The sequence below is a fragment of the Streptosporangium lutulentum genome (genome assembly GCF_030811455.1).
Classification (GTDB): domain Bacteria; phylum Actinomycetota; class Actinomycetes; order Streptosporangiales; family Streptosporangiaceae; genus Streptosporangium; species Streptosporangium lutulentum.
The window spans coordinates 7,239,431-7,262,614 of the sequence record NZ_JAUSQU010000001.1 but is presented as its reverse complement, the minus strand read 5'-3'; the positions used below and the strand labels follow the sequence as shown (position 1 = coordinate 7,262,614).

27 protein-coding genes and 1 pseudogene are annotated in these 23,184 nt (G+C 68.1%); 21 read left to right on the top strand and 7 right to left on the bottom strand.

Annotation, left to right across the window (positions count from 1 at the left end; genetic code table 11):
• The first annotated feature begins 8 nt into the window (after window positions 1-8).
• Window positions 9-971: a discoidin domain-containing protein gene (locus J2853_RS32530; RefSeq protein WP_307564525.1), complete on the top strand. Its 963-nt coding sequence runs from the start codon at window positions 9-11 to the stop codon at window positions 969-971.
• 156 nt (window positions 972-1,127) lie between these two features.
• On the opposite strand, the gene J2853_RS32525 is transcribed toward J2853_RS32530, so the two are convergent.
• Window positions 1,128-1,943: an alpha/beta fold hydrolase gene (locus J2853_RS32525; protein ID WP_307564524.1), complete on the bottom strand. Its 816-nt coding sequence runs from the start codon at window positions 1,941-1,943 to the stop codon at window positions 1,128-1,130.
• 827 nt (window positions 1,944-2,770) lie between these two features.
• Between J2853_RS32525 and dhbC the strand changes: the two genes are divergently transcribed.
• The 3 genes from dhbC to J2853_RS32510 all read left to right on the top strand — a co-directional run bounded on the left by dhbC (window position 2,771) and on the right by J2853_RS32510 (window position 4,730).
• The gene (gene dhbC, locus J2853_RS32520; RefSeq protein ID WP_307564523.1) at window positions 2,771-3,943 is read left to right on the top strand and encodes an isochorismate synthase DhbC; all 1,173 of its coding nucleotides are present in this window, start codon (window positions 2,771-2,773) and stop codon (window positions 3,941-3,943) included.
• Between the two features lie 137 nt (window positions 3,944-4,080).
• On the top strand, window positions 4,081-4,425 hold the full coding sequence (locus J2853_RS32515; protein WP_307564522.1) for a type II toxin-antitoxin system RelE/ParE family toxin: 345 nt from the start codon (window positions 4,081-4,083) through the stop codon (window positions 4,423-4,425).
• Window positions 4,426-4,430: 5 nt separating this feature from the next.
• Window positions 4,431-4,730: a helix-turn-helix domain-containing protein gene (locus J2853_RS32510; RefSeq protein ID WP_307564521.1), complete on the top strand. Its 300-nt coding sequence runs from the start codon at window positions 4,431-4,433 to the stop codon at window positions 4,728-4,730.
• A 55-nt stretch (window positions 4,731-4,785) separates the two neighbouring features.
• On the opposite strand, the gene J2853_RS32505 is transcribed toward J2853_RS32510, so the two are convergent.
• Window positions 4,786-5,097 carry a transcriptional regulator gene (locus J2853_RS32505; RefSeq protein WP_307564520.1) on the bottom strand — a complete coding sequence of 104 codons (312 nt, stop codon included), beginning with the start codon at window positions 5,095-5,097 and terminating at the stop codon, window positions 4,786-4,788.
• Window positions 5,094-5,555 carry a hypothetical protein gene (locus tag J2853_RS32500; RefSeq protein WP_307564519.1) on the bottom strand — a complete coding sequence of 154 codons (462 nt, stop codon included), beginning with the start codon at window positions 5,553-5,555 and terminating at the stop codon, window positions 5,094-5,096. Before J2853_RS32500 ends, J2853_RS32505 begins: the two co-directional genes overlap by 4 nt.
• 192 nt (window positions 5,556-5,747) lie before the next feature.
• Between J2853_RS32500 and J2853_RS32495 the strand changes: the two genes are divergently transcribed.
• From J2853_RS32495 to J2853_RS32470, 6 genes are all read left to right on the top strand, one after another.
• The gene (locus tag J2853_RS32495) at window positions 5,748-6,635 is read left to right on the top strand and encodes a LysR family transcriptional regulator (protein ID WP_307564518.1); all 888 of its coding nucleotides are present in this window, start codon (window positions 5,748-5,750) and stop codon (window positions 6,633-6,635) included.
• 309 nt (window positions 6,636-6,944) lie between these two features.
• Window positions 6,945-7,319, top strand: coding sequence for a VOC family protein (locus tag J2853_RS32490; protein ID WP_307564517.1), 375 nt, complete (start codon window positions 6,945-6,947; stop codon window positions 7,317-7,319).
• Between the two features lie 204 nt (window positions 7,320-7,523).
• A complete protein-coding gene (locus J2853_RS32485) occupies window positions 7,524-7,676 on the top strand; it encodes a hypothetical protein (protein WP_307564516.1) in 153 nt (50 codons plus the stop codon).
• Between the two features lie 258 nt (window positions 7,677-7,934).
• Window positions 7,935-9,068, top strand: coding sequence for a serine hydrolase domain-containing protein (locus J2853_RS32480; protein WP_307564515.1), 1,134 nt, complete (start codon window positions 7,935-7,937; stop codon window positions 9,066-9,068).
• A 124-nt stretch (window positions 9,069-9,192) separates the two neighbouring features.
• Window positions 9,193-9,789: a hypothetical protein gene (locus J2853_RS32475; protein WP_307564514.1), complete on the top strand. Its 597-nt coding sequence runs from the start codon at window positions 9,193-9,195 to the stop codon at window positions 9,787-9,789.
• Window positions 9,790-10,070: 281 nt separating this feature from the next.
• Window positions 10,071-10,628 carry a hypothetical protein gene (locus J2853_RS32470; protein WP_307569053.1) on the top strand — a complete coding sequence of 186 codons (558 nt, stop codon included), beginning with the start codon at window positions 10,071-10,073 and terminating at the stop codon, window positions 10,626-10,628.
• A 20-nt stretch (window positions 10,629-10,648) separates the two neighbouring features.
• Here the strand turns inward: J2853_RS32470 and J2853_RS32465 are convergent.
• Window positions 10,649-10,774, bottom strand: a pseudogene (locus J2853_RS32465) (LysR family transcriptional regulator); the annotation flags it as partial.
• A gap of 90 nt (window positions 10,775-10,864) precedes the next feature.
• Between J2853_RS32465 and J2853_RS32460 the strand changes: the two are divergent.
• The 4 genes from J2853_RS32460 (at window position 10,865) to J2853_RS32445 (ending at window position 14,188) form a co-directional block, all read left to right on the top strand.
• Complete coding sequence (locus tag J2853_RS32460) at window positions 10,865-11,239, top strand: VOC family protein (RefSeq protein WP_307564513.1); 375 nt, start codon at window positions 10,865-10,867, stop codon at window positions 11,237-11,239.
• A gap of 374 nt (window positions 11,240-11,613) precedes the next feature.
• Complete coding sequence (locus tag J2853_RS32455) at window positions 11,614-12,282, top strand: DUF4097 family beta strand repeat-containing protein (protein WP_307564512.1); 669 nt, start codon at window positions 11,614-11,616, stop codon at window positions 12,280-12,282.
• A gap of 41 nt (window positions 12,283-12,323) precedes the next feature.
• Window positions 12,324-13,265, top strand: coding sequence for an ATP-binding cassette domain-containing protein (locus J2853_RS32450; protein ID WP_307564511.1), 942 nt, complete (start codon window positions 12,324-12,326; stop codon window positions 13,263-13,265).
• A gap of 137 nt (window positions 13,266-13,402) precedes the next feature.
• Window positions 13,403-14,188: an ABC transporter permease gene (locus tag J2853_RS32445; protein ID WP_307568905.1), complete on the top strand. Its 786-nt coding sequence runs from the start codon at window positions 13,403-13,405 to the stop codon at window positions 14,186-14,188.
• A gap of 239 nt (window positions 14,189-14,427) precedes the next feature.
• Here J2853_RS32445 and J2853_RS32440 read toward each other — a convergent pair whose 3' ends face one another.
• Window positions 14,428-14,928, bottom strand: a complete 501-nt coding sequence (locus tag J2853_RS32440; RefSeq protein ID WP_307564510.1) for a hypothetical protein — start codon at window positions 14,926-14,928, stop codon at window positions 14,428-14,430.
• Between the two features lie 155 nt (window positions 14,929-15,083).
• Between J2853_RS32440 and J2853_RS48220 the strand changes: the two genes are divergently transcribed.
• Entirely contained in the window at window positions 15,084-15,311 is a 228-nt protein-coding gene (locus J2853_RS48220; RefSeq protein WP_503167742.1) for an efflux permease Rv1217c-related protein, read from the top strand.
• Between the two features lie 432 nt (window positions 15,312-15,743).
• Here the strand turns inward: J2853_RS48220 and lysA are convergent, their stop codons facing one another.
• A complete protein-coding gene (lysA, locus tag J2853_RS32430; protein WP_307564508.1) occupies window positions 15,744-17,057 on the bottom strand; it encodes a diaminopimelate decarboxylase in 1,314 nt (437 codons plus the stop codon).
• On the bottom strand, window positions 17,054-17,215 hold the full coding sequence (locus J2853_RS32425) for a hypothetical protein (RefSeq protein ID WP_307564507.1): 162 nt from the start codon (window positions 17,213-17,215) through the stop codon (window positions 17,054-17,056). The genes lysA and J2853_RS32425 overlap by 4 nt, the downstream gene beginning before the upstream one ends.
• Window positions 17,216-17,597: 382 nt before the next feature.
• On the opposite strand from J2853_RS32425, the gene J2853_RS32420 reads away from it, so the two are divergent.
• From J2853_RS32420 to J2853_RS32395, 6 genes are all read left to right on the top strand, one after another.
• Window positions 17,598-17,879 (top strand): SAV_915 family protein, encoded by a 282-nt coding sequence (locus J2853_RS32420; protein ID WP_307564506.1) that lies wholly within the window; start codon window positions 17,598-17,600, stop codon window positions 17,877-17,879.
• A 294-nt stretch (window positions 17,880-18,173) separates the two neighbouring features.
• A complete protein-coding gene (locus tag J2853_RS32415; RefSeq protein WP_307564505.1) occupies window positions 18,174-18,317 on the top strand; it encodes a hypothetical protein in 144 nt (47 codons plus the stop codon).
• Window positions 18,314-18,403, top strand: coding sequence for a potassium-transporting ATPase subunit F (locus J2853_RS32410; RefSeq protein ID WP_089211357.1), 90 nt, complete (start codon window positions 18,314-18,316; stop codon window positions 18,401-18,403). The genes J2853_RS32415 and J2853_RS32410 overlap by 4 nt, the downstream gene beginning before the upstream one ends.
• Window positions 18,403-20,064, top strand: a complete 1,662-nt coding sequence (gene kdpA, locus J2853_RS32405; protein ID WP_307564504.1) for a potassium-transporting ATPase subunit KdpA — start codon at window positions 18,403-18,405, stop codon at window positions 20,062-20,064. Before J2853_RS32410 ends, kdpA begins: the two co-directional genes overlap by 1 nt.
• Window positions 20,064-22,205 carry a potassium-transporting ATPase subunit KdpB gene (gene kdpB, locus J2853_RS32400; protein WP_307564503.1) on the top strand — a complete coding sequence of 714 codons (2,142 nt, stop codon included), beginning with the start codon at window positions 20,064-20,066 and terminating at the stop codon, window positions 22,203-22,205. The genes kdpA and kdpB overlap by 1 nt, the downstream gene beginning before the upstream one ends.
• A complete protein-coding gene (locus tag J2853_RS32395) occupies window positions 22,205-23,077 on the top strand; it encodes a potassium-transporting ATPase subunit C (protein WP_307564502.1) in 873 nt (290 codons plus the stop codon). Before kdpB ends, J2853_RS32395 begins: the two co-directional genes overlap by 1 nt.
• Window positions 23,078-23,184: the final 107 nt, after the last annotated feature.

Below are 23,184 nucleotides of genomic sequence, written 5' to 3'. Positions count from 1 at the left end.
CAACGAACATGCGTCATTCACGTATCACCGCCGCGCTCGCCGTCGCCGCCGCGGCCGTCCTCGCGGGACCCGTCGCCGACGCCGCGGCCCCCGGACCGGGAACACCCGCCCCCGGGCCCGCCGTACAGTCGCCGGAACCCGCGATCGGCGCCCCCGCGCTGGATCCCGCCGTCCGGGTCAAGCGCGGCACCTCCAAGGGGACGGGCGACCTGACCCCGATCGCCGGGGCCGACCGGCTGGTCGCACCGCTCGGCGTCGACCCGGCCTGCCCGGCCAAGCTGGAGGTCGGCATGCGCAGCGACGCGAAGAAGCCTCTCTACGCGGACATGTTCGTCGAGGTCGACCAGCCGCTCGTCGCCTCGCGTCCGATGCTGTCGAGCTACCTGCCACCGGGCTACGAACTCGGCGCCAAGCTGCTGGTCGGCGTCCCGCCCACGACCCCCAAGGGCGAGTACGGCCTGCGCCTGAAGGCGGGGAAGGAGGAGCTGGCCGTACCGATCTCCGTCGTCGACGTCGGAGAGCTGGACAACGGCGGCAACCTGGCGCTCCGCAGGCCGGTCACGCCGTCGTCGCAGCACACCAACGCCAACTACCCGCCGTGCAGCGTCGCCGACGGCGACCGCGGCTCCAACGGCTGGGCGGGCGGCAACGGCTGGAACGACGCCACCTCCCGCGCCTGGCCCGACACCGTCGACATCGCGCTCGGCGAGCCCGGGCAGATCTCCAGGGTCGACCTGTACACCCTGAACACCGAGCGCTACCCGGCGGCCTCGGTGGGACTGCGCGACTGGGACGTCCAGGCCAGGGTGGACGGCCAGTGGCGTACGGTCGCCCAGGTGCGTGGCAACACCGCCGGGATGGTCAGGTCGGACTTCGCCCCCGTCGTCGCCGACGCCGTCCGCATCTCCACGCTGGCCTCCAACGGGGCCAACGACTACAGCCGGATCATCGAGATCGAGGCCTATTCCTGATCGGGGCGTCTTCCTGATCGGGGCGTCTTCCGATCTCAGGAACCTGACGGTTCCCGGTGCCCGGCTCGGGCGCCGGGAACCGTTCGTCCCGGGCCGTCCGGTCTCACGGCGGGCACAACCGGCCCGCCGTACGTCGTGGAAGGGCGCCGGGGAAGGTCAGGAGGGCAGTCCGGAGATCCAGCCGAGCACCAGCGTGTTGAACTTCTCCGGCCGCTCCTGCTGCGGCCAGTGACCGGTGTCCCACGCCACCGCCAGGCTGTACGGGTGGGCGCTCGCCACCGACTCGTCCCAGCCGACGTCGACGCCCCTGATGGTCAGGGCCGTCCGCGTGGAGACGGTCAGGACGGGACAGGCCCGGCGGCGCAGGTAGTTTTCGCTCGTGGGGCGCCGGGTCACGTCGCCCGAGGTCTCGAACAGGCCGATGAACGTCTCGGCGACGACCACCGGCGACATGCCGAGCACCCGGCGGTGGTGCCAGGTCGGCAGCCAGTCGGTCGCCGGTGAGCGTTCCGTGCTCTCCAGGTTCGACAGGAGCGCGGTGGCGACGGCGATCGGGTCGGGGCCGCGGAACGCGTCGGCGCTCTCGGCGGCGAATCCGGCGTCGAAGCCGTAGCCCGGATCCACCGCGACGACGCCGCGGACGAGGTCGGGCCACTCGACCGCGAGCACCGAGGCGACGGTGCCGCCCAGCGAATGCCCCACCACCACGACCGGCCCGGTGCCGATCCGGTCGAGGAGCAGCGCCAGATCCTCCGCGAAGTCCTTCGGGGTGTGGTTTCCCGGGGTCTCCGAGGACCGGCCGTGACCGCGAAGGTCCGGAGCGATCACCCGGTGTCCGGCCGCGAAGGGACCGATCTGCGAGGACCAGTCGTGCGAGTCGCAGATCGCGGCGTGCAGGAGAAGCACGGTCTGGTCGCCCGCGCCGTCGTCGGTATAGAACAGACGGTGGTCGCCGATATTGGCATAGGTCATGGTTGTTCCCTGATTCTCGGGATTTCTCGGCCCCGATTTTCAGGTGTATCGGCATTCGGTGAAGGTATGCGCCGACAGGACGTCGTCCGGTTTCCCGGAACGCTTTTTCTGTTCGCCGCCCGCGAGAATTGTCAGGTGCGGGAATCGCTGTGCGTAAGGAATCCGCGGAAGGCGCGAACGGGGACAAGAGCAGGCCGGAACCCGTCTGGATCTCCTCCCGGGCAGTGCGATCACCCGGTCGTCCGGCGCGAGCGTGGGCGGGGCCGACTTCTTGGGATCGAGCGTAACACCGTGCCGCGGAGGCACGTCGTCGCGCCCGCCCTCCGGCTGAGCTTCATTCCGTGCCCCGGACGGGGGCGGGGTTCTCCGGCGTTGGAGGAATTCATTCACGTCGATCCGGCGTGAGTTGACTTGTCGCGACGCGCGATCGTCAACCACGCCGGTGGACAGAAGATCGACGAAAAACAAACGCGCTCGACGGCCCGTCGCCCATGCCGGGGACCCGGCGCCGGTCGCGTGGAAAGACGTGAGCCGCGCGGAGGAGCGGGGATTTCCCGAGGAACCCTCCGGGGCGTCCGTCGCGGGACGGGACCGGCGGACGGCCGGGGGACTCACGTCCGCCCTTCCGGAACCCGCTCCCCGGAACTGCGCGGGGTGACAATGCGCTTTTGCTGCAAAACCCAAAGTGATGGCACTAACCTGCCTAGCGGCAAGGGCTGCCAGGGAGGCGATTCCGGATTCCCCGATCCTTCCCGATCCCCGGGTCATCCTCTCCGGGCCCCTTGACCGACCCTTCCGGAGCCCCCTCCCCCGACAGGAGTTCGACCATGTCCCCGAACAACACGCTCACCCTCACCCGCACGCCCGACCTCCTGCGCGAGTACGAACCCGGCACCTTCTTCTTCACGTCGCCGACCCGGACCCTGCTCGCCAGGGGAGTCCATCTCGAAGTCCCCGACTCGGGGGCGACGAGTCTGCACGATCGGGTCTCCTCCGCCCTGCGGGACGCCGAGGAGTCCGGGCACCCCCACCCCGTCGCGGTGGGCGCGATCCCCTTCCGTGAAGACCGTCCCGCGCGCCTGCTGGTGCCCGCCGCCGTCTGCTGGATGAGCCCCCGGACCGGGACGTCCTCCGTCCCCGAGCAGGTGACCAGGGTGTCCACCACGCTTGGAGCGGTCCCGGACTCCGGCGACTACGTGCGCGGGGTGGAGAAGGCGCTGGCCAAGCTGACCACGGGAGAGCTGAAGAAGATCGTGCTGGCCCGGGCCCTGGACATCACCATGGGCGCCCCGGTCGACGTCCGCAAGATCCTGCGGAACCTCGTCCGCCGCGACCCGCAGGCGTACGGCTACGCGGTGGACCTGCCCTCCGCCGCGGGTACGGCCCGCACGCTGCTGGGGGCCAGCCCCGAACTGCTCTTCTCCCGCTCCGGCCGGCGCGTCACGACAAATCCGCTGGCCGGGTCCGCGCCGCGTCACTCGGATCCCACCGTCGACCGGGACCTGGGGCGAGCCCTGCTCTCCTCTGACAAGGATCTTCGCGAGCACGCGCTGGTGGTCGAGAACATCGTGGAGGCCCTGCGCCCGTACTGCCGGGATCTGTCCGTCCCCGCCGGGCCGTCACTGCTGTCCACCGCCTCCATGTGGCACCTGTCGACCCGGATCACCGGAGTGCTCGACGACCCGGAGATCACGTCGCTGGAGATGGCCACCATGTTGCACCCCACACCCGCGGTCTGCGGCACGCCCGCCGGCGCGGCGCGGCAGGCCATCGCGGAGATCGAGCCGTTCGACCGCGGCCTTTACGCGGGACTGGTCGGCTGGTGCGACGCGGCCGGCGACGGCGAGTGGGTCGTGACCATCCGCTGCGCGGAGGTCGCCGACCACACCCTGAGGCTGTTCGCCGGAGCGGGAATCGTCGCCGGTTCGGTGCCGGAGGCCGAGCTCGCCGAGACCACCGCCAAGTTCCAGACCATGCTCCGCGCCGTCGGCCTGGACTAGCCGGCGCCCTTATTGGAGCGGTCCATTCTCTCCCGGGGCTTATTTCGCGTCCTCGGCGAGCTTCGCTGAAAGTTCTTATCGCTGGGACCTGCTGGATTCGGGAGCGCCGTACTTGCCCGCCGTATAACGTCCGTGTTATGAATTGGGGAGAGGTGGAGCTGGAACCTGAGGTCGACGACTGGTTCGACACGCTCGACCAAGGGGGTCAGGAGACGGCGTCGTTCTATGTCGATCTGTTGGCCAAGCGTGGAGTCCTGCTCGATGAGCCGTACACCAGGCAGCTCCGGGGCAAGCTACGGGAACTGCGCTTCCATCTCGACCGAGAGGCGGTACGCATCAGCTACTGGATCGCACCGGGCAGGCGGATCGTCCTGCTGACGGTGTTCCGCAAGCAGCGGATGCGTGAGATCGCTGAGATCGAGCGGGCGTGGCGGGCCATGGAGCGATGCATCGCCCAAGCGCACACGGTGGACGAGGAGTGAGTGACATGGGCGAGCGTAGGGCGTGGGCCGACAAGCGAGCCGAGATCATGAGCCGCCCAGGTGCCGGGGCCGCCTATGAGGCAACTCGAATCCGCTTCGAGCTGGGTGAGGCCGTACGGCTTCGCCGCGAGGAACTCGGACTCACCCAGGCGGAGTTGGCCGATCGCTCAGGTCTCAAGCAGCCGGCGGTGGCGCGCTTCGAGGCAGGCGGAACGATGCCCACCCTCCCCATGTTGGAACGCCTCGCCGGAGCCTTGGAAGTGCGACTCAGCGTCCAGTTCGAGCCACTCCGAGAAGCGAGCTGATTGTTCTGAGGGCCGTGGCTTTCGCGGGGAGTGCGGCCGGGCGATCGGCCGGTGTCTACGCGGGCTGTTCTCCGACGATGGCCCGGAGGGCGGCGAGGTGGGCGCGGTAGGCGGTGCGGCCTGCGTCGGTGAGCTGGAGCCATACGCGTTGCCGGGTGTCGCGGGTGGCTTTGCGTTGCTTGACGTAGCCGGCTTCGATCAGCACGCTCACGTGTTTGCTGAGGACGGAGGCGCTGACGTCGAGCCGTTCCTGGATCGCGCCGAACTCCGCCTCGACCACCGCGTCCAGCAGGGCGCAGACGCGCAGCCGGTTCGGTGCGTGGATCGTGGCGTCGAAGCCGTCCAGGGGATCGCCGGTTATGGTCATGCCGGCTTCCGGAGGTGCCGCCGGAGGTAGAGGCCGTAGCCGAGGATGAGGCCCGCGTTCGCCACGGCGGCCACGATCCACCCCCAATCCTGACCGTAGCCCTGATCCAGCACGAAGGCGGCCAGGGAGACGAGCAGGACGGCCGCCGCCGGCGGCCAGGCCAGTCGTCCCTTGACCTCGCTGATCCGCGGCCGGACTCCGATCTTGTTGACGTACAGGCCCACCATCGCCCCGGTGCCCGCGATCATCACTATGACCACCGCCAGCCCGGCGAAGCTCGGGAGCAGCTGGCTCAGGGTGATCCCGGCGATCATGAGGGCCAGGACGGGGAAATACCATCCCGGCACCGGGATGGAGTCAAGGGAGGATCGCGCCTGCTGCGCCTCGCGCAGTGCGAGGCGCGCCTCTTCGGGGGTGGGCCGGGGGGCCGGGTCGCCGGAACCCTGTTGTGTTTCCATAGCGGAAAGACAACCACTGACTTTCCATACTGTCAACTCACAACTTTCCGATATGGAAACACCGGGGGCGATGAGGACTCTCCGCAGATCAGAGGCGGCCGTTAGAGGGGTCCGGTTGCCTGCGAGCTTCCTTCCTGGCCTGATATGCCAAACTTCCCTCCGTACATAGCGCAGATAGGCGAAATGGGGCCTGTGGAGCTACGGGACATCGAGATCTTCCTGACCTTGGCCGAGGAGCTGCACTTCGGCCACGCCGCCGAGCGGCTGCACGTCTCTGTGGCCCGGGTCAGCCAGGCGATCAAGAAGCAGGAACGAGCCATCGGTGCCGAGCTTTTCGCGAGGAACAGCCACAGCGTCCGGCTCACGCGGCTGGGTGAGCAGCTGCGGGACGATCTGCGCCCGCTGCGCCAGGGCCTGGCGCAGACCTTGGAGCGGGCACGACTGGCCGCACGCGGCAAGACCGGCACACTCCGGGTGAGCCTGTTCCCGGCCAACATCCAGGAGCTGCGCCGCTACTGGGAGACCTTCCGCGCCGGGCACCCGCAGTGGGAGCTGCGCCTGCGGATGTCGGCCTACCAGGATCCGTTCGCCCAGCTACGCAATGGTGAGGTCGACATTCTGGCCACCTGGCTGCCGGTCGAGGAGCCCGATCTCACCGTGGGCCCGCTGCTTTTCGCCGAGCCGCGGGTGCTGGCCGTGGCCGGTGACCATGCGCTCACCAAACGGTCCTCGGTCTCCCTGGAGGCGGTCGGCGACTTCGGGCACATCGCCGTCGAGTCCGTGCCCGACTACTGGTACGACCAGTACGTCCCGGAGCTCACGCCCAAGGGCCGCTTGATCGAACGCACCGCCAGCGTGAACAACGTCGAGGACATCTTCATGAGTACGGTCCTGGGAGAGACCGTCGCCCTCTTCCCGGCCCACGTGACCCGGTACTACCCCCGCCCCGACATCGCCTATCTGCCTGTCAAGGACATGGATGCGCTGCGGTTCGGGTTGGTGTGGTGCAGCGCCGCGGAGAACGACATGATCCGCGCCTTCGCCCGCGTCGTCCGCGACCTGGGACCGCTGCCCGACTGAGATCGTCCGCCCGCGTCGGCTGTCGTGGTGTCGCCGACCAGGCCGACGCGCGGCACGTTGATCTTCCTTTGAGCGGCCGACACGTGCGGCCGCTCCGCCGTACGGTCGGCATGCGGCCTCTCGGCCGGCGCCAGGAAGATCTCGATGTCGCGGATCTCCAGTGACGTCCGCCTCGATGTGAAGTCTGCGGTTAACGCAGCATTGCGAGATCCGGCATTGCTCCGGCCGAGCCGTACCGGCAACCTTGGTCTAGGGCGAATCGCCACATAGGAGGGAAAACTCAATAAACAACTACACACAGGCAGAATCATGAACATAGTCGCCTCGGCGGTCGTCTTCACCGTCGACGATCTGGCAGGCTCCCGCCGCTTCTTCACCACCTATCTGGATTTCCGCGAGGTGCTCGACACTCCGGATTTCACCTGGCTGAGCCGTGACGACGCGGCCGCCGACATCATGGTGCACCAGCGTGACCTCGAACTGCCGCGAGAGCGGATCGCCCAGCCGGTGGTGGCGTTCGCGGTCACCGATCTGGCCAGGGAATACGCGCGTCTGCACGCGGAGGGCGCACCCATCACCAGGCACCTGTGGCGCAACCCGTGGGGTGAGTGGCTGATGTGTCTCACCGACCCCAACGGCATCGTCGTCGAGCTGACCGAATGGATCGCGCCCAGCGGCGCCTGATCCATCCACTTATCGAAGATTGCGCACGAGGAGATTCACGATGGGAAAAATCAACGGCGGCTTCTCCGAACCGGGGTTGCGCAGACTGCACGACGTGCTGGATGGGACGAGGCCGAGGGGGGACGCTGGAGCCTGCCTCCGGCGTTCCAGGGGGGTGGCGGCGGGCTGGTCTCGACCGTCGACGACTACCACGCCTACTTCCGGATGCTGCTGAACCACGGCACGCACGGCGGCGAACGGATCCTGTCCCGGCCCGCCGTCGAGCTGATGACCACCAACCGCCTGACGCCCGAGCAACAGGCCGCCCGGCACGCCATGGCCGTCGACAACGTTCATGTGTCATTCGGCCAGGGGTAGCACGGCGGCTGGGGCTTCGGGATGTCCACCCCGGATGCGGCGCGGGTCGTCCACGACTTCTGGACCACGCTCTACCAGGCGATCGACGACTGACCCCGAGCCCACGTCCCGGGGCCCCAGGCGGCCGAACCGTCGCTGTCCGGTCCTGGCCCTGTTCGCCCGAGGGCGATTCGGACACCCCGGGGCACCAACGGGACCGCGTTCCGCCATCCGTCCATTCAGTTGACTTTAAGAACAGATGTAAAGGAGCACATGACCATGTCCGTTCCCCTTACCGACCGGGACGAGCTCACCCTGCGCACCGCCGGGCAGGATCGCCCGGAACTGCAGAAGATCATCCAGGCGTTCGTCGATTCAGGTATCGTCGGGGTGCAGCTTCGCGTGCACGATGAGCGGGGCGAGTGGGTCGGCAGCGCCGGGACGGCCGAGCTGGGCGGGGCCGCGAAGCCGCCGACGAACGGGCACTTCCGGATCGGCAGCTCCACCAAGACCTTCGTCGCGACCCTGGTGCTGCAACTGGTGGCCGAGGGCGAGGTCGAGCTGGACACTCCGGCGGCGGACTACCTGCCCGAGTTCGGGCTGGACGAGCGGATCACCGTGCGGATGCTGCTGCAGCACACCAGCGGGGTGTTCAACTTCACCGGCGAGTACTACGACGACGGGACGATCGCACCGGGGATCGTCTGGTCGGGCCAGGAGTGGGTGGACAACAGGTTCAAGACCTACCGGCCGCAGGAACTGGTGGAGCTGGCGGTGTCCAAGCCGTTGCGGTTCGAGCCGGGAACGGACTGGAGCTATTCCAACACCAACTACGTGCTGGCCAGGCTGCTGATCGAGAAGGTCACCGGCCGCTCGTTCGCCGAGGAACTGCGGCGGCTGATCCTGGGGCCGCTTGGGCTGTCGGGCACCGTGGCGCCGGGCACCTCGACGGAGGTCCCCGAGCCGCACGCCCACGCCTACTACCGCTACGAGGAGGACGGCCGGCAGAAGACGGTCGACGTCACCCGCCAGAACCCCTCCTGGATCTCCGCCGGCGGGGACATGATCTCGACCACCCAGGATCTGCACACGTTCTTCTCCGCGCTGATGGGCGGCAAGCTCCTGCCGGCCCCGCTGCTGGCCGAGATGCGCGATCCGCACCCGAAGATCGGCTACGGCCTGGGGGTGTTCGTGCAGGACGTGGGCCCGAACGGCACCGTCTTCCACCACAACGGCGGCATCGACGGCTCCGCGGCGCTGATGTACAGCACGCCCGACGGCGGTAAGACCCTGACCGCCTCGCTGACCTACGTGGACGACGCCGCGATGTCCCTGGCGGGGGAGTTCCAGAAGGCGACGCAGAAACTCGTCGAGGAGGTGTTCTGCGGGGGGCAGGCCGAGCCGGCTCAGTAGACAGGACCGAGCACCGCGGACCCGTACGCCTTGAGGGTGGACTCCTTACCCGTTCTCCGGTTACTCGTTCTCCGGAGGCCGGAAAACCCGTTCAAAGCCGATCTCGCGATGTTATGGATGACACATGCGAAGATCACTGGTGGCGCCGGTAGCGATCATAGGAATGTTGCTCGCCCTCGTCGGAGCCGCGGTCGCGGCCGTGATGCTGGTGGTCGCCACGCCGGACCTGGAGCCGCCTGGAGCCGGGGCCGGCGTGTCACCGGGGCCTGCGGGTTCCCTGCCGTCGCCGACTCCGGTCGCGGGTACGGGCGCGGTGACGGCCCCCGAGAAGAATCCGGACGAGGACGAGGAAGGATTCGAGGAGCGACTGGCCGCCGGGAGGGCCTTGCCGCTCAAGATCGGCCAGGCCACCCGCGACAAGCTGGTCGCCGCGAGCCGCGCCGCCGCCGGCCCTTCCGCGAAGTCAGCGGGGGTGGCCGACGGGGGAGTCGTCTACTACGGGGTGGTCTACGGCGAAAGCGAGGCGACCGACTCCTACTACGTGGTCGCGTCGCTGGACGGGCTGCACTTCTGGACACGCGAGGGACGCGGCGACTGGCGTTTCCGAGGCGACTACGACGCGCGGGTCTGCGCGCCGCCCGTTCCCATCTCGTTGTATGCCGCGTGGGGGTTGAATTTCTCGACACGCGCACCGGGTGAGTACGAGCTTTGCCGCCGATGACCGTGTTTCCGGTCGGCTGACCCAGCCGGCGGATTCGGGTTGAAAAAAGTCAGTGTGCCAACGCGAAGCGTCGGCACATATGCACGAGTGAACCGCTCGCGCATCGACTGTTCGTCGGGCTCCTGCTCGCCGCAGAAGAACGGGCGCAGTGTGTGCAGGATGACCGGCGTCCTCCACTGGGCGGGGAATTCTGAAAGCCTGTGGCGTGCTCGCCGTTGTCGGTTCGTGGCAGAACTTTTCGCTTCCGCTTCGCGTCTATTCGGAGGAGGAAAGGAATGCCCATGAATCTCACCGGGTTGTTGCGCGGACGTGCCGCGCTGACGTTGACCGCCGAGCCCGGAACGAAGTCTCTTCACCTCCGCAAAGGCCTCACGCTGACAATCCCCGTCTCCTGGAAGGTGTACGAGTTCGAGAAGGACTGGCTGCGTATCTTGACCGGATCGCGCGCCCGCCCCGGCACGAGCGGCTGGGGATTTCGCGAGCCCGACTGTGAAAGCTTCTGGGTGATGGGCCCCAGAGCGATCAAAGTGGGGGATGAGCTCTTCCGTTCCTACACCACAGACAGGCCCTTCTACCCGTCTACCGATGTCAGGCCCTGTCCCATTGACTTCGGCAAGGACATGCAACTCATCGGTTACACCCTGGCGAGCAAGGGACTACGCCAGATCGGCCCCGGGCACAAGGCGGACTACCGCAACTGGAAAGGCCGGTGCGCCAACCACAAGGTCAGGTATTTCAGCCGGCGAGAGTGGTTCCTGCCGATATCGAAGGTCCTGATCATCGACCAGTGGAACACCCCCGGCCTGTCCGGGATCCTCAAAAAAGCGACCTGGAGATAAAAGCGCGCGCAGGTGCGCCCCTGCCGCTCCTGTTTCTTGATGGCCTGGCTGACGCGGGCAGGCGTGACGTGCAACCGCTCGGCGGTACGGGTGAAATGCAACTCCTCAGCCAAGGTCAAAAAGATCTCGATGTACCTCAGCTCCATGCATGCCCCATCCATACTTAAGCGAGAAGTAAAGGCATGGTATCGAAGCTGTCGTTGTTCCCCCCGAGGGACCGGACCAGCATTTACCTCGTGAACATCACTTCCTCCGCCATGGTGATCGGAGTCGCCGACGCGGCGGCCTCGAGCCGGTTCTTCAACGCGCATCTGGGATTCCACGAGGTGATCGTGCGCACCGGCTTCGTGGCCCTGGGCCGCGAAGACGCCGCGGTGGACATCTACCTGATGGAAGACCGTCCCCGCGCGAACGTGACCGTTTCCTTCGCCGTCACCGGCATCGCGGCCGAACACGCCCGGCTGCGCCGGGAAGGCGCCAACATCACCGCACCCCTGCGTCAGGAGCCCTGGGGCGAATGGGTGTTGCAGCTCACCGATCCCAACGGTGTGGTGGTCCAGCTCGTGGAGTGGCTCCCGCCCGCCGCGTTTCCTGTGAAAGATCCTCGGTGAGACATCGCCGGCTTGCCCCTCGCCGTGCTCTGCCTCGGCGGGGTGAGCGCGGGCTGCGGTAGGCGAGGACCTCCGGCACGGGAACGGTGGGCGTCGTCCCGCCTGCCTCGAAGCGAGATCCGCGGGTGGTCCCGCCGGGGGGCCTGCGGACATCGCGATCTCCCTCGTGTTCCCCCGATGCCTCCGCCATAGCGTTCACGCTCAATCCAATGCAACGAGCAACGAGACGATCGTTGCGTTATTTTCAGAGCCATGCAACGATTTATAGCTATCTACCTGCACCGACGATGATTGCTAGCAACAAGCTGCTTGCAGAAATATGGAATGCAACGTAGCGTTTCTCATGTCAGAAACAACGAGCACAGGAGCACACCATGCAGACCTTCGCCACCCCCGCCCCGATCAGCGCCATCCTCGACATCCCCGCGGGCCGCGTCCGGTTCGTCGCCGCCGACCGGGCCGACACCACGGTCGAGGTCCTGCCCGCGGACGCCTCGAAGGGCCGCGACGTGAAGGTGGTCGAGCAGACCACGGTCGAATACGGCGACGGCGTCCTGCGGATCAAGTCCTCGGCGAAGAACCAGATCCTCGGCTCCTCCGGATCCATCGAGGTGACGGTTCAGCTGCCCGCCGGCTCCCGCATCGAGGCGAAGGCGGCCAGCGCCGAATTCCGGACCGTAGGCCGCCTCGGCGACGTCACCTTCGAGAGCTCCCACGGCCAGATCAAGCTCGACGAGGCCGCGAGCGCCCGCCTCACCACTCTCGCCGGCGATGTCGAGGCCGGCCGCCTGGGCGGCCCCGCGGACATCCGCACCAGCAAGGGCGACATCCGCATCACCGAGGCCACGGGCGGCACGCTCGTGCTGCGCACCGACGCCGGCGACATCTCGGTCACCGCCGCCGCCGGCGTCTCCGCCTCCCTGGACGCCGGCACCTCCTCCGGCCGGATCCACAACGCGCTCAAGAACACCGAAGGCGCCGCCGCCCAGCTCGACATCCGCGCGACCACCTCCTACGGCGACATCACCGCCCGCAGCCTCTGACCCGCAACCCCCGACCCGCGGCCTCCCAAGGAGTACCTCTCATGACGAATCTGGCCATCGCCGCCCACGGGCTGCGTAAGTCCTACGGCGACAACATCGTGCTCGACGGCATCGATCTGACCGTCCCCGAAGGCACGATCTTCTCCCTGCTCGGCCCGAACGGCGCCGGCAAAACCACCACCGTGCAAATCCTGTCCACCCTGATCACCGCCGACGCCGGCACCGCCACCGTCGCCGGCCACGACCTGATCCGCACCCCCCACGACGTCCGCGGCGCGATCGGCGTCACCGGCCAGTACTCCGCCGTCGACAAACTCCTCACCGGCGAGGAAAACCTGCTCCTGATGGCCGACCTCACCCACCTGTCGCGCACCGACGGCAAACGCAAAACCGCCGAACTGCTGGAGCGCTTCGACCTCGTCGACGCCGCCCGCAAACCGGCCGGCACCTACTCCGGCGGCATGCAACGCCGCCTGGACCTGGCGATGACCCTGGTCGGCGACCCCCGCCTGATCTTCCTGGACGAGCCCACCACCGGCCTGGACCCGCGCAGCCGCCGCTCCATGTGGCAGATCGTGCGAGAACTCGTCGCCGACGGCGTCACCATCTTCCTCACCACCCAGTACCTGGAAGAAGCCGACCAGCTCGCGGACCGCATCGCCCTGCTGGAGGGCGGACGGCTGATCGCCGAAGGCACCCCCGAAGAGCTCAAGCGGCTCATCCCCGGCGGCCACATCACCCTTACCTTCGCCGAGGCACACCTGCTGCAGGCCGCCCACCACCTCCTCGACGGCGCCGGGGTCGCCGACCCCGAGGCCCTCACCCTGCAGGTGCCCAGCGACGGCGGCGTGCGCGCGATCCGCGAACTGCTCACCCTGCTGGACGAGCGATCGATCGACATCGCCGAGGTGAGCGTGCACACCCCCGACCTCGACGACGTCTTCCTCACCCTCACCGGCCCGCAGAAGGAGAGCGTCCGATGAGCACCCCCACCATGCCCCGATCCACAGAAGGAGAGCCCCCGATGAGCACCCCCACCCCCGCCCTGCACCGGCCCGCATCAGGAGCCCAGCCGATGAGCACCCCCACCCTGCACCGGCCCACAGAAGGAAAGTCCCCGATGAACACCCTCTCCCTGGCGGTGCGCGACTCCTCCACCATGGTCCGGCGCCAGCTCAAACGCCTGATCCGCTACCCGTCGATGACCGTGCAACTGGTCCTGACCCCCGCAGTCATCCTGCTGGTGTTCGTCTTCGTCCTCGGCGGCACCCTCGGCGACGGACTCGCCGGCGGACTCGGTGGGGGCCGTGCGGCCTACGTCAACTACGTCCTGCCCGGCATCCTGCTGATGGCGGCGGCCACCGCCGCCACCGGAACCGCCGTCATGGTCGCCACCGACATGACCGAAGGCATCATCGCCCGCTTCCGCACCATGCGCATCTGGCGGGCCTCGGTCCTGACCGGCCACGTCGTCGCCAGCGTCATCCAGCAACTCCTCGGCATGGTCGTCCTGATCGCCATCGCCCTGGCCATCGGATTCCGCCCGAACGCCACCGCCCTGGAGTGGCTGGCCGCCACCGGCCTGCTCACCCTGTTCGCGGTGGCCATCACCTGGCTCGCGGTCGCCCTGGGCCTGACCTCCCCCACCCCCGAGGCCGCCAGCAACGCCCCGATGCCCCTGGTCCTGCTGCCCTTCCTCGGCAGCGGCTTCGTGCCCACCGATTCCATGCCCACCGTCCTGCGCTGGTTCGCCGAATACCAGCCCTTCACCCCGATCATGGAAACCATCCGCGGTCTGCTGCTGGGCACCCCGATCGGCAACAGCGCCGCCATCGCCATCGCCTGGTGCGCCGTCATCGCCGCCCTGTCCTACCTGTGGGCCAAGAACACCTTCAACAAGGCCTGAGTGTGAACCGGCCGACCAGGGCCGTCAGACCAACCGGTCTGACGGCCCTGCGCCTTTTCCACCCATCGAACCGGCCGGACCCCGCGGCAAGAGCTCTGTCACGCCCACTGACGTGGTCACCCGCTAGGTTCACTCCACCGGATACACGCTGGACGTGGGGTGTGGCATCGCGCGTGAAACGGGACCTCAACGCGCCGGCCGCCGGCCGCGGGCCGGGCTGCGGAGGATCTCTCGTCGGGTTACCGGGAGATCGCGGTGGTGGCGGGGATGATCCGGTAGTCGCGCTGGAAGACCAGGTTGTGAAGGTCGGCGGCGGTGATGGCGCGCAGGGTGCACAGTTCGGCCGCCGCCTGCTCCTCGTCGAAGACGTTGAGCGGCCATTCGCCGACCGTGGCGCCCTGGAGGTGCGGGTGATGGAACCTGCTCCCGTAGAAGGCCCGGATGACGACCGGGCTGATCTCCGCCGTCCGTTGTTCACGCCACGACAGGGACCAGACGGCCTCGACTCCGCCGTCGGCCATCCGCTGGACGCCGCCGGCGGTCACCTCCCCGGTTCCGAGGAGCAGGGCGGTGTTGATCTCTTCCAGTGCCTGCCTGGCGTACGGGTCGAGCAGCGTGACGGCCGCGGCGAAGAGCCGTTCCTTGTCCTGCCGCGTGACGGCGTCACCGTGGACGCCGTCACGCAGATCGGCGAAATGGCGCAGCAGAGCCGTCGTGTGATCGGTCTGAGGGGCGTTCATGGCGCCTCCCTCTCCAGCTCATGAATGGACGGTCAAGGTGGGTGATGCCCGGAATGCGGCATGGAATCCCTCGGGCCCACCGTCATGACGCGAGACGCTCCGTCGCTGATCATGTGAGACGACCCGGCTCCGCGAACACTGCCTGAGCAGCCCATTTGAGGTACGGTCCGCTGCCTCGCCCTACCGCGATCATCGCCTCCACCACCCTCGGTCTCGAGTTCGCGGTGAGGCTACTGCACGCCGGCCCGCCGGTCCTGAAGATCTCGCCGTTCGCGCAGACGCCAGGGCTTCCGGCCGCCGAGTTCACCGTGACGCCGCTGATCATGCTGGTCGTGATCGCCGTCGCCGGGTCGGCCGGGCTCCGTCGCCGCGATCTCGGATGAACGGCGGAGTCGCCGCCCGGCGGCCCGGCGCGTCGCGGCGTACGTGCTCCCGCCCAGGGCGGCGACCACGAGCAGGCCGAGACGCAGCAGGTCGGACCCGCCGAAGCTGAGCTCCCCGGCGCCGTTGACCAGGAAGCCCGTGCCGAAGAGCCAGGCCGTGACGGCTGTCGCCAGCGAGACCGTGACCCGGATCCCGCAGGCGGCATAACCGCACACGGCGATCGCCATGATCAGTACACGGGCGGTGATCTCCGCCGGGGCGAAGGACAGCGAGGCGGTCACGGTCGCGGCGACGACGACGAGGAAACCGCCGGCGAGTGAGAATCCGGCCGGTTGGAGCCGGGCCGTCGCCGCCGTCCCCACGGCAGGCCGGGTCGTCGCGGTCGCTTCTTCGGAAGATCGGAACATCACAACGGTTCCTTACCCTCATGCCTATAGGCCCACGTCACGGCGCATCAGGTCCTCGTCGACCTCCCGGCGGACGAGCAGCCTCGCGTGGTTGTTGTGCACGGCGACGACAGGGGGCCGGCCCATGAGGTTGTAGGTCGAGGCCATCGAGTGGTGGTAGGCCCCGGTGGCCGCCAGCGCGATGAGGTCGCCCGGGCGCAGGTCGCCGGGGAGCTGGGCGTCCTCCGCGATCAGGTCGCCCGTCTCGCAGTGGTGGCCGACGATCGTGAACGGGCGCGATCCCTCGCGGGAGGCGCGTCCGACCAGTTGGATGGCGTAGCGCGCGCCGTACAGGGCCGGGCGGGGATTGTCGCTCATCCCGCCGTCGACGGCGACGAACGTCCGCGCGCCGCCGTGCTTGACCGCGACGACGCGGTAGAGCGTGGTCCCGGCGGTGCCGACGATCGCCCGGCCCGGCTCCACGATGAGCCGCGGCACCGGCAGGCTGAATCCTGCGGCCCGTTCCTTGATCGCGGTGAGGACCGAGTCCGCGAACCGCTCGGGGCTCAGTCCCTCCCTCCCCGGCAGGTAGGCGATGCCGTGCCCGCCGCCCAGATCGAGCTCGGGCAGGACCACGTGATGGGTGTCGCGGATCCTGGCCAGCTCGGTGACCAGGGTTCTGGCCGCCAGCTCGTACGGCTCGACGCTGTCGATCTGAGAGCCCAGATGGCAGTGCAGGCCCACCAGCTGCAACCGGGGCTGGCGCAGGACCCGTGACACGGCCTCTCCCGCGGCGCCGCTCATGATGGACAGGCCGAACTTCTGGTCCTCGCCGCCTGTGCGAATCTTGGGGTGGGCGCCCGCCTCGATGTCGGGCGTCACCCGGACCAGTACCTTCTGACGCCGGTCGATCGGGGCGAGCGCGGCGAGCCGGTTGATCTCGCTGATGTTGTCCACCACGATCCTGCCGACGCCCTCGTCCACCGCCTTCCGCAGCTCGGCCGGGGTTTTCGCGTTGCCGTGCATGATGATCCGCTGCGCGGGAAACCCGACGGATCTGGCCATCGCCAGTTCGCCTCCCGAGCAGACGTCGAGGCTCATTCCCTCGGCCCGCATCCAGCCGGCCATCGCGCGGCACAGGAACGCCTTGGCGGCGTAGGCGATCTCGGCCTCCGGAAGCGCGGACCGGTAGGCGCGGCAGCGCAGCCGCACGTCCGTCTCGTCGATCACGTAGGTGGGGGTGCCGAACCGGCGGGCGACCTCGGCGAGGGACACTCCGCCGATCGTGACATCCCCTGTGCCGGTGACCCGCGTGGTCGCCGACCAGGGGGCGCCGGTGGTTTCGATGAGTACGGTCATGTGAGCACCTTGATCAGAATGACTGCCGCGGACACAAAAGCGATCATGTAGATCGGGCCGAGATAGTCGGGCCGGATGAAAGGCCGGAGGGACAGGATTTCGCGTATCAAGCGGACAGGTGGCGGCGACGAGGATCCGCTTTCGCGTGAGATGCCCATGCTTTCCTCCTGCTTTCGCGGCCGGATCTGATGGCCGACACAAAGGACGCTAAAACGCCGAAGGCCGGAGGGAGTGAGTCCGGACGGGATCCTGACGCGCCCCCGCTCAACTCTGACGACCTCTTGACAGGCGTTTACTGTATGTGAACAGTCGATTTCAAAAAGTCACACGACAATTCGACGGCCCCTGTTTCGCCGAAGCCGGGTCATTCGACTCCGTACGGAATTCGTGCGATCGCAATATGTGGTCGAACGTCAAAGGGTTGTCAGGGTTGAGCGAAAGCGCGTCAGGATCCCATGTGGACCTTCCGTTTTTGGTCTCGGAGCGCCATAACGTTCTTTCGCCGGACATACGGCCCGGCTGCGAAAGCAGGAGGAACACATGGAAAGCTCGCTCGTCAACGACCCCCCGTTATTGGTGCCCGTCCGTTCGGCGGGCGGAGTTCTGGGGCTTCGGCTCTTCCGGACTCCGGCGGGCGATCGGACGGCGGTCGCGTTCACCTCGCGAGACCGGCTGACCAAGGTACTGGGCGGCGACCAGGAATGGACGTGGCTCTGTGGGCGCGCGCTTCGCGGGATGGTCGAAGACCTCGGCGGTGTCGGCGTCGTGGTCGACCCCGCGGGCACCGTGGAGAGCCGAGACCACCACCTGCGTGCGGCGTGACCTGCCCGGACGCGCGTCTCCGTCCTTCTGCGCAGGGATGGGGCTCCGGCTTCCCGGGTAAGGGATGAACGCGGGTCTCCGAGCCCCTGCGTAGAGATCGTCTCTGGCCCCCGTACGGGGAGGACGCGGGACTCTGGGCCCCAGAGGGTTCAGGCCCTCACGAGAGGGATCGCCTCTGGCCCCTGGAGCGGGGACGTCGTGAATCCCCGGGCTCCGCGTAGTGATGGCGTCAAAGCTTGGCGGTCTCGCGTATGGAACCCGTCAAGAAGCGCCTTATAAGAAAAAACTCACGCTTTGCTTGCATTCGCGCCCCCGTCTGGTGTGGCGAAATATTTCCGGATTCAGAGGAGTGAGATGGGCGACCTCATCTTCGTCGTCCTGACGATCGCGATCTTCGTGATCTTCGGGTTCGTCGTGAAGGCGGTGGAGCGCCTGTGAGCGCCGTCAACGCCGCCGGCCTGGTGGTGGTCATCGGCCTGGTGATCTTCGTGATCGCGGCCCTGCTCTTCCCGGAGCGCTTCTGATGAGTTCCACATTCGCCGGGATCCTGTTCATCGGATCCCTCATCGTCGTGCTGGGCCTGACCCACCGCCCCCTGGGCGACTACATGTACCGGGTCTACACCGGCGCCAAGCACAACGTCGTCGAGCGCTTCGTCTACCGCCTGCTCGGCGTCCAGCCCGACTCCGAACAGCGCTGGAGCGTCTACGCCCGCAGCGTGCTGGCCTTCTCGGTCATCTCCATCCTCTTCCTGTACGGCCTGCAGCGCCTGCAGGACAAGCTCTTCCTGTCCCTGGGGATGGCGCCGGTCACCGACCACATCGCGTGGAACACCGCGATCAGCTTCGTGACCAACACCAACTGGCAGTCCTACTCCGGTGAGTCCACGATGGGCCACCTGGTGCAGATGTCCGGTCTGGCGGTGCAGAACTTCGTGTCGGCCGCGGTCGGCATGGCCGTCGCCATCGCGCTGGTCCGCGGATTCGCCCGGAACAAGAGCGACGGGCTCGGCAACTTCTGGGTCGACCTGGTCCGCGGCTCCATCCGAATCCTGCTCCCCATCGCCTTCGTCGGCGCGCTCGTGCTGGTCGCCGGCGGTCTGATCCAGAACTTCTCCGGGGCGCACGAGCTGACGACCCTCACGGGCAACCCGCAGGCGATCACCGGCGGCCCGGTGGCCAGCCAGGAGATCATCAAGGAGCTGGGCAACAACGGCGGCGGCTTCTACAACGCCAACTCCGCCCACCCGTTCGAGAACGCCACCTCGTGGACCAACTGGATCGAGATCTTCGCGATCCTGCTCATCCCGTTCTCCCTGCCGCGCACCTTCGGCAGGATGGTCGGCCAGGTCAAGCAGGGCTACGCGATCGTCGCGGTCATGGCCATCCTGGCCTTCGGAAGCGTCGTGCTGACCAACGTCTTCGAGCTGTCCGGCAACGCCACCGTGACCCAGGCCGTCGGCGCCGCGATGGAGGGCAAGGAACTGCGGTTCGGGGTGTCGAACTCCGCGACCTTCGCCGCCGCGACCACGCTCACGTCCACCGGAGCGGTCAACTCCTTCCACGACTCGTTCACCCCGCTCGGCGGCATGATGACGATGTTCAACATGATGCTGGGCGAGGTCGCGCCGGGCGGTGTGGGCGCGGGCCTGTACGGCATCCTCGTGCTCGCCGTGATCACGGTCTTCGTCGCGGGCCTGATGGTGGGCCGTACGCCGGAGTATCTCGGCAAGAAGATCGGCGCCCGTGAGATGAAGCTCGCGTCGATGTACTTCCTGGTCACGCCGACCCTGGTGCTCGTCGGCACCGCTCTCGCCATGGGATCGCCGGAGCAACGGGCGAGCATGCTGAACGGCGGGCCACACGGCCTGTCCGAGATCCTCTACGCCTTCACCAGCGCGTCCAACAACAACGGCTCGGCGTTCGGCGGTCTCACCGTCAACACCCCCTGGTACGACGTCGCGACCGGGCTGGCCATGGTGTTCGGCCGGTTCCTGCCCATCATCTTCGTTCTCGCCCTGGCCGGATCGCTGGCCAGGCAGGCGCCGGTCCCGGCGTCGGCGGGCACGCTGCCCACGCACCGGCCACAGTTCGTCGGCATGGTCGTCGGCGTGACGATCATCGTCGTCGCCCTGACCTTCCTCCCCGCCCTCGCGCTCGGCCCGCTCGCAGAAGGAATCCACTGATGTCCACCCCAGTGCTCGAAGCGCCGGGTCGTACCCCCGCCTCGGAGAAGAAGATCGGCGGCGGCCTGCTCGATCCCAAGCAGCTCGTCAGGTCTCTGCCGGACGCGTTCAGGAAGCTGAACCCGGCGACGCTGTGGCGCAACCCGGTCATGCTGATCGTCGAGGCCGGTGCCCTGTTCACCACCGTCCTCGCGATAGTCGACCCGTCGTTCTTCGCCTGGGCCATCGTCGTGTGGCTGTGGCTGACGGTGGTCTTCGCGAACCTGGCCGAGGCCGTGGCCGAGGGCCGCGGCAAGGCCCAGGCCGCGACGCTGCGTGCCGCCAAGCGCGACACCACCGCCCGCCGTCTGGGCGGCTGGAAGCCCGGTGCCGAGGTCTCCCAGTGGGACACCGTGGGCGCGCCGGAGCTCAGGCAGGGCGACTTCGTGGTCGTCGTGGCCGGGGAGATCATCCCTGGTGACGGCGACGTGGTCGAGGGCATCGCGTCGGTGGACGAGTCGGCCATCACCGGCGAGTCCGCACCGGTCATCCGGGAGTCCGGCGGCGACCGGTCGGCGGTCACCGGCGGCACCAAGGTCCTGTCGGACCGGATCGTCGTCCAGATCACCCAGAAGCCGGGCGAGAGCTTCATCGACCGGATGATCGCTCTGGTCGAGGGCGCCAACCGCCAGAAGACGCCCAACGAGATCGCACTGAACATCCTGCTGGCCGCGCTGACGATCATCTTCCTGATCACCACCGCCACCATGCAGCCCCTGGCGATCTACTCCAAGTCGATCAACCCCGGCATCCCCGACTCGCTCGCCCTGACCGCCGACGGCGTGACAGGCATCGTCCTGGTCTCGCTGCTGGTCTGCCTCATCCCGACGACCATCGGCGCGTTGCTGAGCGCGATCGGCATCGCCGGCATGGACCGTCTCGTGCAGCGCAACGTACTGGCCATGAGCGGTCGTGCCGTGGAGGCGGCGGGTGACGTGAGCACGCTGCTGCTGGACAAGACCGGCACCATCACCCTGGGCAACCGGCAGGCGTCGGAGTTCGTGCCCGTGGAGGGCGTCACCGCCGAGCAACTGGCCACCACCGCGCAACTGGCCAGCCTCGCCGACGAGACCCCCGAAGGGCGCTCGATCGTGGTCTACGCCAAGCAGGCGTACGGCCTGCGCGAGCGGGAACCGGGCGAGCTGGCCCACGCCGAGTGGGTCAACTTCACCGCCCAGACCAGGATGTCGGGCGTCAACCTCGACGGCCGCCAGGTCCGCAAGGGCGCCGCCACCGCGGTCATGCGCTGGGTCCGCGAGAACGGCGGGCACCCGACCGACGACGTCGGCGCCACGGTGGACGCCATCTCCGGCTCCGGCGGCACCCCGCTGGTGGTCGGCGAGGTCGCCGACGGCACGGCCCGCGTGCTCGGGGTCATCCACCTCAAGGACGTCGTCAAGCAGGGCATGCGCGAGCGGTTCGACGAGATGCGCAGGATGGGCATCCGGACCGTCATGATCACCGGTGACAACCCGCTGACGGCCAGGGCCATCGCGGACGAGGCGGGCGTGGACGACTTCCTCGCCGAGGCCACGCCCGAGGACAAGCTCGCACTGATCAGGAAGGAGCAGGAGGGCGGCCGGCTGGTCGCCATGACCGGTGACGGCACCAACGACGCGCCCGCGCTCGCGCAGGCCGACGTCGGCGTGGCGATGAACACCGGCACGTCGGCCGCCAAGGAAGCCGGCAACATGGTCGACCTCGACTCCAACCCGACCAAGCTCATCGAGATCGTGGAGATCGGCAAGCAGCTTCTGATCACCCGGGGCGCGCTGACGACCTTCTCGATCGCCAACGACATCGCCAAGTACTTCGCGATCATTCCCGCGATGTTCGCCGCGGTCTATCCGGGCCTGGACACGCTGAACGTCATGCGCCTGGCCAGCCCGCAGTCGGCGATCCTGTCGGCGGTCATCTTCAACGCCCTGGTGATCATCGCGTTGATCCCGCTGGCGCTCAGAGGCGTCCGCTACCGGCCGTCCAGCGCGTCGAAACTGCTCAGCCGCAACCTGTACGTCTACGGCCTGGGCGGCATCGTCGTGCCGTTCGTCGGCATCAAAATCATCGACCTTCTCATCCAGTTCCTTCCGGGGATGTCCTAATGGAACGCCTGCCCAGCTGGGTCCGCCAGCACCTCGCCGCGCTCCGCGCGCTGATCGTCCTGACCCTGATCCTCGGCGCGGCCTACCCGCTCCTGGTCACCGGGGTCGCCCAGGCCGTGTTCAACGGCAACGCCAACGGCTCGATCATCGACAAGGGCGGCAAGCCGGTCGGCAGCGCGCTGATCGGCCAGAAATTCACCGACGCCGACGGCAATCCGCTCAAGCAGTACTTCCAGAGCCGCCCGTCGGCCGCCGGTGACGGCTACGACCCGACCTCCACCAGTGCCAGCAACCTCGGCCCCGAGGACATCCTGGACACCCTGCCGGTGCCGGGAGCCAAGGACGACGAGGGCAACCCGGACGAGGGCAAGCAGTCGCTGCTCACCCAGGTCTGCGCCCGGTCCAAGGCGATCGGCGAGCTGGACGGCGTCAGCGGCGCCAGGCCGTACTGCACGCCGGACGGCGTGGGCGCGGTGCTGAAGGTCTTCCCGGCCGTCGGCACGGTCACCCGCGCGGTCAGCGTCAACCAGGCCTGCCCCGCTGCCCCGTTCGTCACCGACTACCAGGGCGTGAAGGTGGAGTGCGGCAAGCCCGGCGAGGACTACGCGGCCGGCCGTACGGTCGCCGTTCGCGGTGACGCCAAGGCCGTGGTGCCCGCCGACGCGGTCACCGCCAGCGGCTCCGGCCTCGACCCGAACATCTCGCCCGCCTACGCCGAGATCCAGGCACCTCGCGTCGCCAAGGAGCGCGGCATGTCTCTGGAGAAGGTCGAGCAGTTGATCAAGGAGAACACCACCGGCCGTGCCCTGGGCTTCATGGGAGATCCTGCCGTCAACGTGCTGAAGCTCAACCTGGCCCTCGACAGAGGATGACCGCGGTGCGGAACGCGAGGTACGAGCGGTTCGCGCCGCGACCTCGGAGCGGAGCGACCAGGTGGGCGCTGTGGAATGCGAGGTTCGAGCGGTTCGCGCCGCGACCT

Bases quoted from the DNA above. Each gene is read 5' to 3' on its own strand.
- J2853_RS32445 (WP_307568905.1), top strand. From the start codon at position 13,403: ATGAACACCCTCTCCCTGGCGGTGCGCGACTCCTCCACCATGGTCCGG.
- kdpB (WP_307564503.1), top strand. From the start codon at position 20,064: ATGTCCACCCCAGTGCTCGAAGCGCCGGGTCGTACCCCCGCCTCGGAG.
- J2853_RS32440 (WP_307564510.1), bottom strand. From the start codon at position 14,928: ATGAACGCCCCTCAGACCGATCACACGACGGCTCTGCTGCGCCATTTC.
- J2853_RS32480 (WP_307564515.1), top strand. From the start codon at position 7,935: ATGTCCGTTCCCCTTACCGACCGGGACGAGCTCACCCTGCGCACCGCC.
- J2853_RS32490 (WP_307564517.1), top strand. From the start codon at position 6,945: ATGAACATAGTCGCCTCGGCGGTCGTCTTCACCGTCGACGATCTGGCA.
- J2853_RS32485 (WP_307564516.1), top strand. From the start codon at position 7,524: ATGCTGCTGAACCACGGCACGCACGGCGGCGAACGGATCCTGTCCCGG.
- J2853_RS32470 (WP_307569053.1), top strand. From the start codon at position 10,071: ATGAATCTCACCGGGTTGTTGCGCGGACGTGCCGCGCTGACGTTGACC.
- J2853_RS32505 (WP_307564520.1), bottom strand. From the start codon at position 5,097: ATGACCATAACCGGCGATCCCCTGGACGGCTTCGACGCCACGATCCAC.
- lysA (WP_307564508.1), bottom strand. From the start codon at position 17,057: ATGACCGTACTCATCGAAACCACCGGCGCCCCCTGGTCGGCGACCACG.
- kdpA (WP_307564504.1), top strand. From the start codon at position 18,403: ATGAGTTCCACATTCGCCGGGATCCTGTTCATCGGATCCCTCATCGTC.
- J2853_RS32475 (WP_307564514.1), top strand. From the start codon at position 9,193: ATGCGAAGATCACTGGTGGCGCCGGTAGCGATCATAGGAATGTTGCTC.
- J2853_RS32530 (WP_307564525.1), top strand. From the start codon at position 9: ATGCGTCATTCACGTATCACCGCCGCGCTCGCCGTCGCCGCCGCGGCC.
- J2853_RS32455 (WP_307564512.1), top strand. From the start codon at position 11,614: ATGCAGACCTTCGCCACCCCCGCCCCGATCAGCGCCATCCTCGACATC.
- J2853_RS32500 (WP_307564519.1), bottom strand. From the start codon at position 5,555: ATGGAAACACAACAGGGTTCCGGCGACCCGGCCCCCCGGCCCACCCCC.
- dhbC (WP_307564523.1), top strand. From the start codon at position 2,771: ATGTCCCCGAACAACACGCTCACCCTCACCCGCACGCCCGACCTCCTG.
- J2853_RS32525 (WP_307564524.1), bottom strand. From the start codon at position 1,943: ATGACCTATGCCAATATCGGCGACCACCGTCTGTTCTATACCGACGAC.
- J2853_RS32395 (WP_307564502.1), top strand. From the start codon at position 22,205: ATGGAACGCCTGCCCAGCTGGGTCCGCCAGCACCTCGCCGCGCTCCGC.
- J2853_RS32515 (WP_307564522.1), top strand. From the start codon at position 4,081: ATGAATTGGGGAGAGGTGGAGCTGGAACCTGAGGTCGACGACTGGTTC.
- J2853_RS32510 (WP_307564521.1), top strand. From the start codon at position 4,431: ATGGGCGAGCGTAGGGCGTGGGCCGACAAGCGAGCCGAGATCATGAGC.
- J2853_RS32420 (WP_307564506.1), top strand. From the start codon at position 17,598: ATGGAAAGCTCGCTCGTCAACGACCCCCCGTTATTGGTGCCCGTCCGT.
- J2853_RS32450 (WP_307564511.1), top strand. From the start codon at position 12,324: ATGACGAATCTGGCCATCGCCGCCCACGGGCTGCGTAAGTCCTACGGC.
- J2853_RS32425 (WP_307564507.1), bottom strand. From the start codon at position 17,215: ATGGGCATCTCACGCGAAAGCGGATCCTCGTCGCCGCCACCTGTCCGC.